Consider the following 15148-nt stretch of genomic DNA (forward strand, 5'->3'; position numbering starts at 1 on the left):
TGAATTCCCTGCGGGGAGAGGTGGTTTATGAGTATGGTTCTGGTATCACTGTTGGTGATGTTGCTGGTGGTTGTGGGAATGTCCGTCGGTGTACTTTTTGGCCGACAGCCGCTCAAAGGCTCCTGTGGCGGTGTGGGCGCCGCACTGGGGGAAAAAGATTACGTTTGCGACTTGTGTGGCAACGACGAGCAGAAGTGTAAAGAGATCAATGAAGGCCAGCAGACGGGTTTGCCCGCTGACGATTTGGCTTACGATGCCAGCGAGAAAAGTGCATCACCCGCAGGGGAGAGAGGGAAACGTACAACGACCTCGAATACCAAAACAGGAGGCCAACCTTAGTGGCTGATCACACCTATGATGTGCTGGTTATCGGTTCCGGACCAGCTGGTGAAAGCGCCGCCATGTCGGCGGCCAAATCCGGACTCAAAGTCGCCGTGGTGGAGGCACGGGCCCATGTTGGGGGTAACTGCGCCCACAAGGGAACCATTCCCTCCAAGTCTTTGCGTCATGCGGTCAAGCAACTGATTCGGTACAACAGTGCCAGCCTGTTTCGCGAGATGGGCGATACCCGCTGGCTGTCCTACCCCCGGGTGCTCGCTGCGGCGTCCAAAGTGATTCCCAAACAGGTAGAGCTGCATACCGAGTTTTATATTCGCAACCGGGTCATTCTGCACACGGGGCTTGCCGAGTTCGTGGACACCAATACCGTCAGCGTGGACCTCGGCGATGGTGCTCAGGAAACCATTACCGCCGAGTCTATTATCATTGCCACCGGCTCGCGGCCTTATCGTCCGGTCGATGTGGACTTTAACCACCCGAGGGTCTACGACAGCGATACCATTCTGGAGATGCAACATACCCCCCGGCATATGATCATCTACGGAGCGGGTGTCATTGGCTGTGAATACGCCTCGATTTTTTCGGGGCTGGGCGTCAAGGTCGATCTGATCAACAACCGGGACCGGCTGCTTTCGTTTCTGGACGATGAAATTTCCGACGCGCTCAGCTATCACCTTCGCGACAGCGATGTAACGGTCCGTCACAGCGAAGAGTACGAGTCGATCGAGCCGAGCGAAAGCAGTGTCACGCTTCACCTGAAGTCCGGCAAGCGGCTCAAGGCCGACGCCATTCTCTGGTGCAACGGTCGCAGCGGCAACACCGACAAGCTCAATCTGCCGGCGGCGGGGCTGGAGGCGGACTATCGTGGCAACCTGAAAGTGACTCAGGATTACCGCACGAATGTGGACAATATTTTTGCGGTGGGGGATGTCATCGGATGGCCGAGCCTGGCCAGCGCCTCGTTTGATCAGGGGCGGGCGGTGGCCTCAGTGATTACCGGCGAGCCCTGCAAACCGGTGAGCAATGTCCCGACCGGTATCTATACCCTGCCGGAAATCAGTTCCATCGGACAGACCGAGACTGAGTTGACCGCGGCGCGGGTTCCGTACGAAGTGGGGCGGGCGTTGTTCAAAAATACCGCTCGCGCTCAGATCAGTGGGGAGGATGTGGGCATGCTCAAAATCCTTTTCCACGTAGACAGCCTGGAAATTCTCGGCGTTCACTGCTTTGGTGCCGAAGCCGCCGAGATTGTCCACATCGGCCAGGCCATCATGAGTCAGAGCGGTGCGGGCAATACCATCCAGTTTTTCCTGGATACCACCTTCAATTATCCCACCATGGCCGAGGCCTATCGCCTGGCGGCGTTGGACGGTGTGAACCGTATCAACCGTCGGTAGATGTTGTAGGCGCCGCCCCTGTCTGGGGGCGGTGCTTGACGACGGCCCGCAACACCCGCTCGCGTTCAAAATAGACCACGTAGTCGGCATACTCCCAACTGGAAATCGGCGGGTCGCCCACGGGCGCTTTGCGGCTCTGAGGCTGACCGAAGCGCTCGCGCACTTTCTCCTGAGTCATACCGTTTGTGGGCACCGGGCCCAGATCGTGCGCGCCGCTCTGTTGCCCGACGGGGACTTCTAACTGGTCCGCGTATGTTTGGCCAGCGCCGAGCAGGCCGAGTGTCAGGCTCAAGGTAATGACGTGATGTCGTTTCATGGAAAGGCTCCTCAGGGTTAGCGTTTAGCCCGTGACTCGGGATCAAGGTCCTGATAGCGACGTTTGTCGGCCATCTGGGCACGCATGATCTGCTGACTCAGTATGTGTTGTTGGGACTCGGTCATGGCTTCGAATTCTGCCGCAATTTCAAACCCACCGGTGCGAACCGGTTCACAGCGCGAAACCCGGGCGTAAATGGCAAGGCCTACATAAGTCGGCAGAAAGGTCAGGTTGAGCGCCACATATTGTCCAACGGACAGGGCTTCACCATTGCTGAAGGCGAGCCCGCCCTCGCTGATGTTTACATGGCGCTGCTCGCCCCCATGGGAGCGAAGCCGGGGTTCGCTGATCAATTGCTGGCTGATCAGCTCGATTTTTCGGTTGAGCAGGTGCAGATAATCCGCGATTTGCCGGTCCTTGTCCTTGATCTGATAGAACAATTGCGACGCTTCGCTGTCCATCTTTTTCAGTTCGGCATAGGCTTTCAGCGCGGCGGACCCGGGGAACAGATTCTCCGCTGGCGTTTCCCGGACGGTCTTGTCATCAATGCTCAGGTACTCCAGATCCAGGTAGTCATCGATGCGAAAGTAAAGGCGGCGCTCAGACATAGATTGTCCAGTCATAGTGTTCTTGTTGGAAGCACCGCTAGCATACCGCGTTGCTCGCCCCGGAAAAACCATTTTGCGGGCTTGTGACCCGTCATTCAATAGGGTTAAATGCGCTCATGCCAACCAACGTGCCTCTACATATCGGCCTGCGCTACACTCGAGCCAAGCGCCGCAACCAGTTTATCTCCTTTATCAGCGCCTTTTCTCTCGTGGGTATGGCCCTCGGCGTTATGGCGTTGATCGTCGTACTATCGGTGATGAATGGCTTCGACCGGGAAATGAAGGCCCGGATCTTGAGCGTGGTACCCCACGGCTTTATTGACGCCCAGCCGGAGCTGGATAACTGGGAGCGGGTGGCCGATCAGGTCAGACAACACCCGCAGGTGCGGGGCGTGGCGCCCTATATCGAAGGGTTCGGCCTGGTCAATTACGGTCGCGGGGTTGAGGGAATTCAGATTCAAGGGGTCCTCCCGGAGGCCCAGGCCCAGGTTTCGGTGGTGGAGCAACAGATGTTGCTCGGCACCACCGAGGACCTTCGCCCGGGTGAATTCAACGTGGTCATGGGCCGATTGTTGGCCCGACAACTTGGATTGGCGTTGGGGGATTCGGTGACCATCACGCTGCCTGACATTCGAATTACTCCGGCCGGCGTTTTCCCACGCATGCGACGCTTCACGCTAGTGGGTGTGTTCGAGGTGGGTGCCCAGATGGACCAGAGCCTGGCACTGATTCACTTGGGGGATGCCCAGCGTCTGTTTCGCTACCAGGGGGTACAGGGCCTTCAGGTTCAGGTCGACGATATCTATCGGGCCGCGCCCGTTATGAACCAGATTGCGGACGAGCTGGCGGGGGACTATCGGGTGCGCGATTGGAGCCAGACTCAGGGCAGTCTGTTCCAGGCGGTGAAAATGGAGAAAATCGTGATCGCGGTGCTGCTCGGCATCATCATCGCTGTGGCGGCGTTCAACATCGTTTCCAGCCTGATTCTGATGGTGGCCGATAAACGCAGTGACATCGCGGTGTTGCGTACCCTGGGGATGACCGCGCGGCAGATCATGGCGGTGTTCGTGGTGCAGGGGTCGGTGGTGGGCTTGACCGGAACCCTGGCCGGCGCGACGGTCGGCTGTATCCTGGCGGTGTACATCGGCCCTCTGGTGGCGGCGCTGGAATCGCTGCTGGATCTGCAGGTGTTCGACCCCTCCGTCTATTTCATCAGTCATCTGCCGTCCCAGTTGTTGTGGCAGGATGTGGCAGTCATTTGTGCGGTGGCGCTGTTACTGAGCTTTCTGGCCACACTTTATCCCGCCTGGCGTGCGGCCAAAATTGAACCAGCGGAGGCATTGCGCTATGAGTGAATCCACAGCGGTGTTGCGCTGTCGCGAGGTGGAAAAAACCTATCGACAGGGGCCCCAGTCCGTGTCGGTGTTGAGCCAGATCAATATGAGCGTGGCCTCCGGCGAGCGGTTGGCCATTGTCGGGGCTTCCGGCTCGGGCAAGTCCACCCTGCTCAATATTCTGGGAGGGCTCGATTTGCCCGATAGCGGGGACGTCGAAGTGGCGGGGCAGTCGCTTCTGTCCCTGAGCGCGGACCAGCGGGGCCGGCTGCGCAACCGGCAACTGGGATTTGTCTATCAGTTCCACCACCTCCTACCCGAATTCAGTGCCCTGGAAAACGTCATGATGCCTCTGCTGATTGGTCGTCTGGAGCGGTCACGGGCTCGGGAGCGAGCAGCTTCCATGCTTGAGCGGGTGGGGCTTGGGCAGCGGTTGACCCACAAACCCTCCGAGTTGTCCGGGGGCGAGCGCCAACGGGTGGCTATTGCCCGGGCGCTGGTGGCGAACCCGGCCTGTGTTCTGATGGATGAACCCACCGGAAACCTCGACAGTCACACCGGTGAAGCCATTCAGGCGCTGATGACCGAATTGAACCGGGATATCGGAACCAGTTTCGTGGTGGTGACCCACGATATGACCCTGGCTCGGAGGATGGACCGGGTGCTGACGCTTCGGGAAGGAGCGCTGCATGAAAGCGAGTAGTTTCACCTGGTTGATCGGCCGACGTTATGCGGTGTCGCGTCGGCACAGTCAGATGGTGTCGTTTATCTCTTCGGTGTCGATTGTCGGGCTGGTCATCGGCGTGGCCCTGTTGATCACGGTGCTCTCGATTATGAATGGCTTTGACCGGGAGCTGCGTGAGCGGATTCTGGGCATCATGCCCCATGGGGCGATCTATCATCGCGAGGGTATAGAAGACTATGAAGCGCTGGCCGAACGTGTCCGCCAGCGCCCCGGCATAACCTCCGCCGCGCCCTTTGTGCAGCTTGAGGGGCTATTGTCCCATCGACGCGAGGTGTCTCCTGTAAGCCTGTACGGCATGCCGCCAGGGCAGCGGGAATCCCTCGCGGTGTTGACTGAATATCTGCCCGAGAATATTTGGCGCGCGTTGGCCGAGTCCACGCGTGGAGTACTGTTGGGAGCCGGACTGGCCCGTTCATTGGCCGTGGAGACGGGGGACAAACTGACGCTGGTGGTACCCTCCCGGGACGGGCAGGGCGCGCCCGGTATCCAGGCGTTGGAGGTGCTGGCGGTGTTTGATACCGGCACGGAGTTGGACAACAACCTCGCCTTGACCACTCTCGAGTTGGCCTCGGGCCTGACCGCCCATCCCGGGTCGGCCAGTGGTATCCGCCTCCAGGTGGACAATCTGTTTCAGGCCCCGGATCAGGTCCGCACGTTGCTCTACGAGTTGCCCTCGGGTTATTTCAGTACCGATTGGACCCGCACGCACGGTAATCTGTATCAGGCCATCCACATGTCCAAACAGCTGGTCGGCCTGCTCCTGTTCCTGATCATTGCGATCGCGGCTTTCAATCTCGTCTCAACTCTGATCATGGTCGTTGTGGATAAACAGGGGGATATCGCCATCCTACGCACCCTGGGAGCATCCAGCATGGAAGTCCTGCGGATCTTCATGGTCCAGGGCGGCGTTATCGGGGTGGTGGGCACCAGTATTGGCGTCTTGCTCGGTGTCACTCTGTCGTACTGGGTGACGGATTGGGTTCAGTGGCTCGAAGGGCTGCTGGGCATCCAATTCCTTCATTCGGATGTGTATCCCATCAGCTATCTTCCATCGGACCTGCACTGGCCCGATGTGATGCGAGTGGCGGGCACCGCGCTGGTATTGAGTCTGCTGGCGAGCCTTTACCCGGCCTGGCGCGCGACCCGCGTCCAACCCGCGGATGCGCTGCGCTTCGAGTGAGGTCAGTCGTTGCGCGAGCGCTGGCTGGCACGGCGCTGTTTGCGCAGGTGCCAGCTGCGTACCACTGTCCAGCGCCAGAACAGCTGCATAACCACATACCCCAATACCCCGAAAACGAATCCGGATAATAGTGAGCCGACCAGCAGCGGCCGCCAGATCAGGTTGAATTCGTGCATCAACCAATGCCAGCTCAGCTCCAGCGATACGCTCACCGGAGGCAACCCGAGTAGCCAGCGCCCCAACTGGTAAGTGGCGAAGAACAGAGCAGGCATGGTCAGTGGATTGCTGATCCAAACCAGCGCCACGGAAATGGGCAGGTTGCAGTGGAATAGCAGCGCCAGTAGCGCAGCCATGGCCATTTGGCCGGGTAGGGGGATAAAGGCGACAAAAATCCCCACAAAAAAGGCCACTGAGACCGAGTGACGGTTCAAATGGAAGAGGTTGGGATCGTGAAGCAGGTCCCCGAGAAAGTGCAAAGCGGGATTGCTTTTGATGGCGTGCGCGCTGGGTATAAAACGGCGTAATAACTTGCGTGCCATACTCGATCACATGCCGGCCGAAATAAAGAAGGCCATTATGCCTATCCTTACATGAAAAAACGATGATAGAAGGTGTCAGATGTTGCTTTGTTGCAGTGTTTTCGGCAATGCCTCAACTTCAGACAACAGGTGATCAAATCCGTTTTCCAACGTATCGTCCTCGTTGAACAGGTGACGCACACGGGCCTGACACTCGTGCAGGGCGTTGTCGATCACGGTCTGTTTGGCCTCGTTCAGCTTCAGGGCGGCGGCCACCCGTCGCATCTGCTCCGCCAGGGTATCTACCAGCCGTTGCGTTTCCTCCGCTTGAAAGGCGTAGCGAATTTCCATGTTCACCAGGGTGTTATGGGTGTCAGTGGACCACTCGTTCAACGCTTGGCTCTGATGCTGTTGAGTGTGCGTTAACGCCAGGGCTTCGGCGCGGGCGCTGGCGAGAGTGAGCAAAGCATGCAGGAGTGCTTCAGTGTCCTGAAGCTGGGCCGGGTCGGAGGAGGGGTTCTTCAGCAGCAGGTGGACATGATGGTGAACAAACAGAATACCCTCGTTCAGATAGGCTTTCTCGCGGGTGGTCGTGGTGGTCCTGACCAGCTCGTGTTCACGCTCGCTGAAGGACTTGGAGGGGAAGTATTCCGCCTTTCCCAGGACTGAATCAAGGACAAAACCCGCAGTGAGTCTGGCGCGTTTGAGCGTGTCGATCATCGCCATGGCCAGCTCTTCCGGCGTCTGCGCCTGTAAACTGAGCTGGGCGAATTCGCTCAGGGTAGCGTCCTGCTCAGCCTTGGCGAGGGTCTGTTCCAGCCGGCTGGCCATGGCTTCCAGTTCCTTGCGCAGAGGGCTCTCATCGTCGGGCTCCGGTGCCGGCGGAGGTTCGTGCAGCTGGTTGTAGAGCATGTCTACTTCGCTCTCCAGCGCCAGAATGCAGTGCTCGCACTCCTTGACCAGCTGTTCAAGGCGCCCCAATTCCCGGCGCTGCTGGTCGTCGGGTTCCGAGTTGGCTGGCAAAGCCTCCTGCAGATGGGTCAATTCACTTTGTAAATCCACGATGAGGTTGCGTTGGCGGGTATTGTTCTGTCTTAGTTGCTGTATCTCGATTCTGGAGTAGCTCGGGGCGCCCGCAGAAGGGGGGCGACCGGTGTTCATGGACTTGACGCTGTCCGCCATGTTCGTGTGAATCACTTTCAACGTTTCCTCAATGTGACTCATGGCCTCGCTGCGCCCCTCTTCGCTTTCGAGGCTGGCAGTGGGCTCGCTACCGCTTTTGGCGATAGGGGGCGGTTCGTGCTGCCCCAAGGCCTTGATGTGTTGTTGGGAACGGTAAAGTTCCGCTTCGAGCCGGCGGATAGTGTGCTCAAGTGTCTCCCGTTGCTCGTTGGTACGCTCCGATGGGTATTCCGATGTGTAGTCCCGGAAGCCCCGGATCAGGTCGGCATGCAGGCGTTGGTTATCGGCGGCGAAGTGTTCGATATTGGTCATGCGACGTTCTTGGTGGGCGGGCGGGCCTTCTGGCGCACTGTGCAGAACTTTCTGCAACTGCTCTTTGAGTGCGCCCGCATCGGTGTCCTGGGACAGGCTGAGGATGTCGTTGATATGTCTCAGTTTGTCGATCGTGATCTGGTTTTCCCGCTGGACCTGTTCCAGTTCCTCCCGTTTGTTCTGGTTCAGGGTCAGTTTGCGCTGCAGGTCGCGACTGAGCTTTTCGAAGCCTTTGAGTTTTTCCACTCGCTGCTGCAGCAGCTTGATCTGGTTGTTGCGCTGGCGGCCCTCACGGGCGGGCTGACGCTCGGCGATCCAGCGCACTATGTCGTACAGCTGTTTTTCCAGAAGCCCCCAGGGGTCGCCCGAGGCCTGGGTCTTTCGAAAAGCTCGCTCTTCCGCCTCGCAATAGAGGTAGCGAAGGGCCGCGACTTTGGCGCTGAAGGGTTGCTCAGGGGCCAGTCGGGGCAGGTTGGCCTGGGTGATACTGTGATAGCGCTCTTGCGCCTCGCTTTTCAGTTGCTCGAGGTACTGGCCAAAAGTCGTTTGCGATTGCTCTTCACGTTGAGCTCCAGACGCCGTGTTCTGACGGGCGCGTTCGCTTCGCAGAGAGTCGCGCAAACGCTGGTACGCCGCCAGCAGGCGCTGCTGCTGAAGGCGTTCGCGCCGCAACAATACACCCAATAAGGCGGCGGTCAATAACAGTACGAACACCAACTCCCCGAGGACGATGGTGGTCAGTGTCAGTGGATCCGGCATGGTCTATCCGTCAGCCTCTCGCTTTCGCCCCTCCTGAGCCGTCTCCGTCAACCAATAAAGTGGGCTGGATCACAAATTCCATGATTGGTGTGAGTATAGACGCTATCTACCTTGGTGGGGTTCTCTATCTTGGCGCATAATGATGGCGTTCTGCTGGCAAGGATGCACGATGAACCGCTTTCGGATATCACTTCCCTTTCGTTGTTTGCCCCTGACGCTTGCGCTCGGCATCGCGCTTTCGGCGTTCGTGTCGGCGTTGCCCTCCATTCACTGGTTCTGGCTGCTGCCGTTCCTGCCCCTTCTGCTTTGGCGCGCCGATATTGGTCGGCAGGGGCTGTTCCTGGTGGCCCTCGGCTTTTTCTGGGGCATGGCCCACGGCCACTGCCAGCTCGCGCACCGTTTGCCGCCAGCCTACCAGGATACGGATCTAACCGTGACCGGAACGTTTGTCGGGCTCCCGGATCACGATCCGCGCCGCGAGCGTGCCCTGATGGCCGTAGAGTCGTTGAAAATCCCGGGTGGGGCCCGGCTCCAATGGCCGTTGAGACGAATCCGCGTCAGCTGGTACGGCGGCCCGGCACTGCACAGCGGCGAACGCTGGCAGTTGCGGCTGCGGCTCAAACGCCCCCGGGGTTTCGTGAATCCCGGCGGCTTTGATTACCAGCTGTGGCTGATGCGACAGCAAGTGGACGCCACCGGTTACGTTCGGGCCGCTCCAGAGAACCGACGGCTTGGTTCGGCCGATCCCCTCTCGTTGAGCCACTGGCGGGAGCAGGCCCGGGACTGGCTGGCCGAGAATCCATCTCTTGAACATCCCGCCTTGCTCCGAGCGCTGTTGGTGGGCGATCGCTCGGGGTTGAATGGGGAGCAATGGGCGCTGCTGACCGAAACCGGCACCAATCACCTGCTGGCCATTTCCGGCCTTCATATCGGATTCGTGGCGGTATTGGGGTTTGCGCTTGGGGCCGGGTTGGGGCGGCTGTTCAATCTCGGGTTCCGGGGTGGGGTCGCGAGTGCGACCGGTCACGCTCTGGCGTTGATGTTTGCCCTCGGCTACAGCGCGCTGGCGGGGTTCAGTATTCCCACGCAGCGGGCACTGATCATGGTCGTGGTCGTGCAGTTGGCCCTCTTGTGTCGCCGTCGGGTGCGGGCGATGGATGCTTTGTCGCTGGCGTTGTTGGCGGTTCTGATGTTCGACCCGCTTGCGGTTTTTGATACCGGCTTCTGGCTGAGCTTCGCCGCCGTGGCGGTGTTGCTGCTGGCTTTTGGAGGGCGACGGCAGGGAGGTCGCCGAGAGGGCTGGCGCTCCCCGGCACTGCAGCGCCTGTTTGAAGCCCAGTGGGTCATATTTGTGGGCCTGCTGGTACCGCTGCTGTTGCTGACCGGCGAGGCCACGCTTCTTTCCCCGCTCGCCAATACCCTGGCCATTCCCATTGTCACCCTGTTGGTGGTGCCCTGGTTGCTGGGGGCGGTGCTGGTGTCGTCACTGCTGCCGGAGCTGGGAGGCTGGGGGCTCTGGTGTGCCGATCGCGGCCTGGACCTTTTGCTATTGTGGCTCGAGAGCTTCACCTCGCTCCGATCCTGGGCCACGGTGCATCCGACGGTTTCGGGGGCCAGTCTGGCGCTCGCCTTGCTGGGTGTTCTGCTGTGTCTGCTGCCCAGAGGACTGCCCGCCCGATGGTTGGGGTTGCCGGCAATCGCGTTGGCGCTGTGCCTGCCCGACGCCACGGCGCCGGCATTGCGGCTGACCATGCTCGATGTGGGGCAGGGCTTGGCAATGGTTGTGCAGACGCCCGATCATAGCCTGGTGTATGATACCGGGCCGGCTTATAGCGACCGGATGGATGCCGGCAGCGCCATTATTGCCCCTTATCTGCGACGTCTGGGCGTGAGTCGGTTGGATGCGGTGGTGATCAGCCATCGTCACGACGATCACGCCGGCGGCTTTTCAGGGTTGACCCGCGAAATCGGCGCCGAGCGCGTCTGGGCGGGAGAGCCCAGCCGGCTTTCCGGAGCGAAAGACTGTCACCACCGGGCAGAGTGGCGCTGGAATGACGTACGGTTTCGCTTTCTTCACGCGGGCTTTCCCGAAGCGCCGAACCCCAATAATCGCTCTTGTGTTCTCTGGATCCAGTATCGGGATCAACACATTGTATTGGCGGGGGATATCGAGCGGGAAGTCGAGTGGCGCCTTGTGGGTCAGGGTGTTCTTCCCGAGGCTCTGGCGCTGTTGCAGGTGCCGCACCATGGGGCCTTGAGCTCCTCGACACCAGTGTGGGTGGCGCACACGCGGCCCGAAACAGCACTGGTGAGCGCGGCGTATCAGGGGCGGCACGGACATCCGGCAGCAGACGTCGTGGAACGTTATCGCGCCCAGGGCAGTCAGGTAGTAAACACCGCTACCAAGGGTGCGCTGGTGTTCGAATGGAACCGGGAAGGGAAACGCTCAGCGCATTTCGAGCGCATCCATCGGCGTCGGTGGTGGTACGTGGAGTAAGGGTTGCGGGGGAAAATTGTGACAGGGTGTTTTCCCGGTTGAAAAAGTCTGTGCTATCTTGCGCCCCTATCGGCGCGAATGCCGCCTTGTAAACCCGAACAACAAAACAGACCCGAAAGAGGATCGATTCAGTGTTTGACATTATTACCGCTGGCGGCTGGCTGATGGTGCCGATCATTTTCTGTTCCATATTGGTGATCGCCATTGGCGCTGAGCGTTACTGGACGCTCAACCCGAAGAAAATCGCCCCGCGTCATCTTCTGGCTCAGGTCTGGAGCTGGATTAAAAACAACCAACTGGATGCGAGCAAGTTGCGGGAGCTGAAACAATCGTCCCCGCTGGGTCGTATCCTCGCCGCCGGCCTGAGCAACTCCCGCCATGGTCGCGATGTGATGAAAGACAGCATTCAGGAAGCCGCCAGCCAGGTCATTCACGATATGGAGCGGTACCTCACCATTCTCAGTACCATTGCCAACATCGCGCCGCTGCTGGGTCTGCTCGGTACGGTCATCGGGATGATCAAGGTCTTCACCGCCATCATGCTGGAGGGGACGGGCAACGCCGGGGTACTGGCCGGCGGCATATCCGAGGCATTGATCACCACCGCCGCCGGTTTGACTGTGGCCATTCCGGCGATGATTCTCCACCGGTTCTTTCAGCGCCGCGTCGATACCATCGTTGTCACGATGGAGGAAGAAGCGGTCAAGCTCGTTGACGCGCTCCACAGTGATCGCCGCGTCGATGTGAAATCGAGCTGAGGCTGATCGGAGCGAGCTGAGACTAATCGGAGAAAGGAGCGAGCGGGTGCAATTTCGACGTCAACCTCGAGAAAACGACAGCATCAATCTGACGCCATTGATCGACGTGGTGTTTTTGCTGCTGATTTTCTTTATGGTGTCCACCACCTTTACCAAAGAAACTCACTTGAATATCGATCTGCCGGAGGCCGATGGAGACCCCTCAGAAGAGGCTGCCCGGGCGCCCATCGACATCGTGATTACCGCCGAAGGGGCTTATTCGGTCAATGGACGCAGCCTGGTGAACAGCAAAATCGCCACGCTGAAATCCGCCCTGGAAAAAGTGTCGGAAGGGGACAGCGAACTGCCTCTGACCATCACCGCGGATGCACAGGCGCCCCACGAGAGTGTGGTGCGAGCCATGGATGCGGCCGGTCAACTGGGTTTCGTTCACCTGAGTATCACGACCCGACGACCCGAGTCCGGGGAGTGATGTTGTTGCCGGGGCACTGATCATGGTCGCGAGTTCCCTATTGGAAAAAGCGTGGTATGACGGGAGTCGCTGGGTACATACGTTGCGACCACTGAGCTGGCTGTTTACCCGGCTGGCGGCGCGCCGTCGCGAGCGCTTGAGCGCGGATGCGCAGGCCGCTGGCGTGGCGGTGGTGATCGTGGGTAACATCAGCGTCGGCGGCACGGGCAAAACGCCCCTGATCATCGCTCTGGTCAAACGTCTGCAGCAGGAGGGTTACCGGCCCGGCGTTATCAGTCGTGGCTACGGTGGCCGGGCCCCAAGCTATCCATTGATGGTGGAGCGCGATACCCCCGTGGCCCACAGCGGCGATGAACCGGCGGCCATTGCCCGAGCCACCGGTTGCCCGGTCTGCGTCAGTCCGGACCGGGTGTTGGCCGCCAAGGAGCTCAACGTCAAAGGCTGCGATATCATTCTCAGCGACGACGGTCTGCAGCACTACCGCCTGGCCAGGGATCTTGAAATCGCCGTCGTCGATGGTGAGCGGGCCTTCGGCAATGGCTTTTGCCTGCCTGCCGGCCCCTTGCGCGAGCCCATTGAACGGTTAAACGGTGTGGACTGGGTGATCGTCAACGGTGCGCTGGAAAACGTCAAACGTCAGGCGCTCGATATCGATACCCCCATGCACGTCATGAGAGTGGAGCCCGATGCCTGGCATTCGGTGGCCGATGAACAGGAGCGACCGCTTTCGATTTTTCAGCCAGGCCAACCGGTGCACGCCGTGGCGGGTATTGGGCACCCGGAGCGGTTTTTCCAGACCCTGGCGGATATGGGGCTCAACCCCCATTGTCATCGCTTCCCGGATCACTACGTTTACCGGCCCAAAGACCTCAACCTGAAACCACCCCTGCCGTTGGTCATGACCGCGAAGGACGCGGTAAAATGCCAACCTTTCGCCGAACCCAATTGGTGGTACCTTTCGGTCAGCGCCGCGCTTTCCGACGCTTTCTGGGAAACGTTTCTGCCCCGCGTCAAGGCTTTGGTACAGAACTCAACCCGGACTCCCAACTCATGAGCTTCCACGTTATCATTCCCGCCCGCTATGCCTCCTCGCGTCTGCCCGCCAAGCCGTTGCGGGATATTGCGGGCAAGCCGATGATTCAACATGTTTACGAGCGCGCCTGCGAAAGCGGAGCCGAATCCGTCACGATTGCGACGGACGACGCCCGAATCCAGACCGCGGCCGAGGCGTTCGGCGCGCGGGTGTGTATGACGTCAGATCAACACCAGTCGGGCACGGATCGTTTGCAGGAAGTGGTGGCCCAGCTGAAGCTGGCGGATGAGGCGATTGTGGTGAATGTGCAGGGGGATGAACCCTTGATTCCCGCCGCGGTCATTGATCAGGTGGCGGCCAATCTCGCGGCTGATGGGAAGGCGAGTGTGGCGACCTTGTGCGAGCCGATTGAGTCGGTGGAGGATTTTTGCAATCCGAATATCGTGAAGGTGGTTATGGACACGGACGGCCGGGCGTTGTATTTCAGTCGCGCGCCGATACCCTATCCGCGGGATGCGTTTGCGGGGGAGGGGAGGGCTCTGCCTGAGGGTTTGTCGGCGCGTCGGCATATTGGGATTTATGCGTATCGCGTTGGATTGTTGCATCGCTTTGTGTCTTGGCCTCAGGCGCCGCTCGAGCGGTTTGAGTCGTTGGAGCAGTTGCGGGTAATGTGGCAGGGTGAAACGATTCACGTGGCTGAAGCTTGTGAGGCTGTGCCTGGTGGGGTTGATACCGAAGCGGATCTTGAGCGTGTTCGGCTTCTGTTCCTTGGTTGATTCTTTTGGTAGATGGGTAAGTTCTTTTTGAGTCCGGCGACTGGGACTGTATACCGGTTGGAGACCCGCCGTGAACCCATCCATGGGGGCTTCTCATCGGCATCCATGCCTCAGAGAGTCTCCAACCGGTATACAGTCCCAGTCGCCTCCGTGCCAATCTTAAACTGACTGACTAAAAGGGCGTGCTTCATGGGAATATACTCGTTGGTTGGCACGGAGCAGACGGGGCGTATAGCCTTTCGGGGGCGTTAGTCGCCGTGGACGACCCACATGGATGTGGGAAGTGTCCCGAAGCGCGGGGAGCGCGTAGGGACCGGCGCACTAATGAGCGCACATGGATGTGCTTGTAGCGTACCCCGAAAGGCTATGCTCCCCCTCTGCGGAATTCGATAATGACCACAAAGTTATTCAGTAAAAACTGAACACAACGAAAAAGGTTTGTAATGACTGTCAACGTACTGTTCGTCTGTCTGGGAAATATCTGTCGTTCGCCGACCGCTCATGGAATATTTGAGCAGAAAGTGAAAAACGCCGGACTGCAAGACGAAATCGTGATCGACTCCGCCGGTACCGGTGGGTGGCATATTGGCAAAAGCCCCGACGCCAGAGCCAGCCAGTTCGCACTGGAAAGAGGCTACGATCTTAGCCACCTGCGCGCGCGTCAGACCGACCCCAGCGACTTCCTGACTTACCAGTATATCCTCGCCATGGACAACGCCAACCTCGCCGATCTCAAACGGATGAAACCATCCAGCTACAAAGGCCATCTTGGACTGTTTCTCGACTTTGGAGACAACCCCCAGTACCGGGAAGTGCCCGATCCTTATTACGGTGGTGATGACGGCTTTCAGCTCGTACTCGACCTCGTCGAAAGCGCCTGCGATGGACTGCTGCTCGACATTCGACACCAACTCTAGAACGG

The 15148-nt window shown here is 59.3% G+C and carries 15 protein-coding genes; 11 read left to right on the plus strand and 4 right to left on the minus strand.

What is annotated here, in order from left to right; genetic code table 11:
- The first annotated feature begins 27 nt into the window (after positions 1 to 27).
- Positions 28 to 339: a (Na+)-NQR maturation NqrM gene (gene nqrM / locus G547_RS22115; protein WP_084646174.1), complete on the plus strand. Its 312-nt coding sequence runs from the start codon at positions 28 to 30 to the stop codon at positions 337 to 339.
- Positions 339 to 1736: a Si-specific NAD(P)(+) transhydrogenase gene (sthA, locus tag G547_RS0117500; protein ID WP_027330939.1), complete on the plus strand. Its 1398-nt coding sequence runs from the start codon at positions 339 to 341 to the stop codon at positions 1734 to 1736. Before nqrM ends, sthA begins: the two co-directional genes overlap by 1 nt.
- Here the strand turns inward: sthA and G547_RS0117505 are convergent.
- Positions 1723 to 2052: a hypothetical protein gene (locus tag G547_RS0117505; RefSeq protein WP_027330940.1), complete on the minus strand. Its 330-nt coding sequence runs from the start codon at positions 2050 to 2052 to the stop codon at positions 1723 to 1725. The two genes, sthA and G547_RS0117505, sit on opposite strands and share 14 nt — an antisense overlap.
- Before the next feature lie 17 nt (positions 2053 to 2069).
- Positions 2070 to 2660 carry a PilZ domain-containing protein gene (locus G547_RS0117510; RefSeq protein WP_027330941.1) on the minus strand — a complete coding sequence of 197 codons (591 nt, stop codon included), beginning with the start codon at positions 2658 to 2660 and terminating at the stop codon, positions 2070 to 2072.
- Between the two features lie 116 nt (positions 2661 to 2776).
- Between G547_RS0117510 and G547_RS0117515 the strand changes: the two genes are divergently transcribed.
- From G547_RS0117515 to G547_RS0117525, 3 genes are read left to right on the plus strand one after another with little or no spacing between them, the layout of a single operon-like run.
- A complete protein-coding gene (locus G547_RS0117515) occupies positions 2777 to 4015 on the plus strand; it encodes a lipoprotein-releasing ABC transporter permease subunit (protein ID WP_027330942.1) in 1239 nt (412 codons plus the stop codon).
- Positions 4008 to 4697 (plus strand): lipoprotein-releasing ABC transporter ATP-binding protein LolD, encoded by a 690-nt coding sequence (gene lolD / locus G547_RS0117520; RefSeq protein ID WP_027330943.1) that lies wholly within the window; start codon positions 4008 to 4010, stop codon positions 4695 to 4697. The genes G547_RS0117515 and lolD overlap by 8 nt, the downstream gene beginning before the upstream one ends.
- Entirely contained in the window at positions 4684 to 5919 is a 1236-nt protein-coding gene (locus tag G547_RS0117525) for a lipoprotein-releasing ABC transporter permease subunit (RefSeq protein ID WP_027330944.1), read from the plus strand. The genes lolD and G547_RS0117525 overlap by 14 nt, the downstream gene beginning before the upstream one ends.
- Before the next feature lie 2 nt (positions 5920 to 5921).
- On the opposite strand, the gene G547_RS0117530 is transcribed toward G547_RS0117525, so the two are convergent.
- On the minus strand, positions 5922 to 6458 hold the full coding sequence (locus G547_RS0117530) for a DUF2062 domain-containing protein (protein WP_027330945.1): 537 nt from the start codon (positions 6456 to 6458) through the stop codon (positions 5922 to 5924).
- A gap of 75 nt (positions 6459 to 6533) precedes the next feature.
- Entirely contained in the window at positions 6534 to 8690 is a 2157-nt protein-coding gene (locus G547_RS0117535; protein ID WP_027330946.1) for a hypothetical protein, read from the minus strand.
- A gap of 169 nt (positions 8691 to 8859) precedes the next feature.
- Here G547_RS0117535 and G547_RS22120 point away from each other — a divergent pair, with 169 nt between their 5' ends.
- From G547_RS22120 to G547_RS0117570, 6 genes are all read left to right on the plus strand, one after another.
- A complete protein-coding gene (locus G547_RS22120; protein WP_051235691.1) occupies positions 8860 to 11187 on the plus strand; it encodes a DNA internalization-related competence protein ComEC/Rec2 in 2328 nt (775 codons plus the stop codon).
- 131 nt (positions 11188 to 11318) lie between these two features.
- Positions 11319 to 11945 (plus strand): MotA/TolQ/ExbB proton channel family protein, encoded by a 627-nt coding sequence (locus G547_RS0117545; RefSeq protein WP_027330947.1) that lies wholly within the window; start codon positions 11319 to 11321, stop codon positions 11943 to 11945.
- A 46-nt stretch (positions 11946 to 11991) separates the two neighbouring features.
- On the plus strand, positions 11992 to 12417 hold the full coding sequence (locus G547_RS0117550) for an ExbD/TolR family protein (RefSeq protein WP_027330948.1): 426 nt from the start codon (positions 11992 to 11994) through the stop codon (positions 12415 to 12417).
- Between the two features lie 22 nt (positions 12418 to 12439).
- The gene (gene lpxK / locus G547_RS0117555; RefSeq protein WP_027330949.1) at positions 12440 to 13471 is read left to right on the plus strand and encodes a tetraacyldisaccharide 4'-kinase; all 1032 of its coding nucleotides are present in this window, start codon (positions 12440 to 12442) and stop codon (positions 13469 to 13471) included.
- Positions 13468 to 14226 carry a 3-deoxy-manno-octulosonate cytidylyltransferase gene (gene kdsB, locus G547_RS0117560; protein WP_027330950.1) on the plus strand — a complete coding sequence of 253 codons (759 nt, stop codon included), beginning with the start codon at positions 13468 to 13470 and terminating at the stop codon, positions 14224 to 14226. The genes lpxK and kdsB overlap by 4 nt, the downstream gene beginning before the upstream one ends.
- A 443-nt stretch (positions 14227 to 14669) precedes the next feature.
- A complete protein-coding gene (locus G547_RS0117570) occupies positions 14670 to 15143 on the plus strand; it encodes a low molecular weight protein-tyrosine-phosphatase (RefSeq protein WP_027330951.1) in 474 nt (157 codons plus the stop codon).
- Positions 15144 to 15148 lie beyond the last annotated feature (5 nt).

The sequence above is a fragment of the Marinimicrobium agarilyticum DSM 16975 genome, from assembly GCF_000423345.1.
GTDB lineage: Bacteria > Pseudomonadota > Gammaproteobacteria > Pseudomonadales > Cellvibrionaceae > Marinimicrobium > Marinimicrobium agarilyticum.

What these genes read in the sequence shown, in the direction of transcription:
- nqrM (WP_084646174.1), top strand. Translation starts at nt 28, where the DNA reads ATGAGTATGGTTCTGGTATCACTGTTGGTGATGTTGCTGGTGGTTGTG.
- G547_RS0117505 (WP_027330940.1), bottom strand. Translation starts at nt 2,052, where the DNA reads ATGAAACGACATCACGTCATTACCTTGAGCCTGACACTCGGCCTGCTC.
- G547_RS0117510 (WP_027330941.1), bottom strand. Translation starts at nt 2,660, where the DNA reads ATGTCTGAGCGCCGCCTTTACTTTCGCATCGATGACTACCTGGATCTG.
- G547_RS0117515 (WP_027330942.1), top strand. Translation starts at nt 2,777, where the DNA reads ATGCCAACCAACGTGCCTCTACATATCGGCCTGCGCTACACTCGAGCC.
- lolD (WP_027330943.1), top strand. Translation starts at nt 4,008, where the DNA reads ATGAGTGAATCCACAGCGGTGTTGCGCTGTCGCGAGGTGGAAAAAACC.
- G547_RS0117525 (WP_027330944.1), top strand. Translation starts at nt 4,684, where the DNA reads ATGAAAGCGAGTAGTTTCACCTGGTTGATCGGCCGACGTTATGCGGTG.
- G547_RS0117530 (WP_027330945.1), bottom strand. Translation starts at nt 6,458, where the DNA reads ATGGCACGCAAGTTATTACGCCGTTTTATACCCAGCGCGCACGCCATC.
- G547_RS0117535 (WP_027330946.1), bottom strand. Translation starts at nt 8,690, where the DNA reads ATGCCGGATCCACTGACACTGACCACCATCGTCCTCGGGGAGTTGGTG.
- G547_RS22120 (WP_051235691.1), top strand. Translation starts at nt 8,860, where the DNA reads ATGAACCGCTTTCGGATATCACTTCCCTTTCGTTGTTTGCCCCTGACG.
- lpxK (WP_027330949.1), top strand. Translation starts at nt 12,440, where the DNA reads ATGGTCGCGAGTTCCCTATTGGAAAAAGCGTGGTATGACGGGAGTCGC.
- kdsB (WP_027330950.1), top strand. Translation starts at nt 13,468, where the DNA reads ATGAGCTTCCACGTTATCATTCCCGCCCGCTATGCCTCCTCGCGTCTG.
- G547_RS0117570 (WP_027330951.1), top strand. Translation starts at nt 14,670, where the DNA reads ATGACTGTCAACGTACTGTTCGTCTGTCTGGGAAATATCTGTCGTTCG.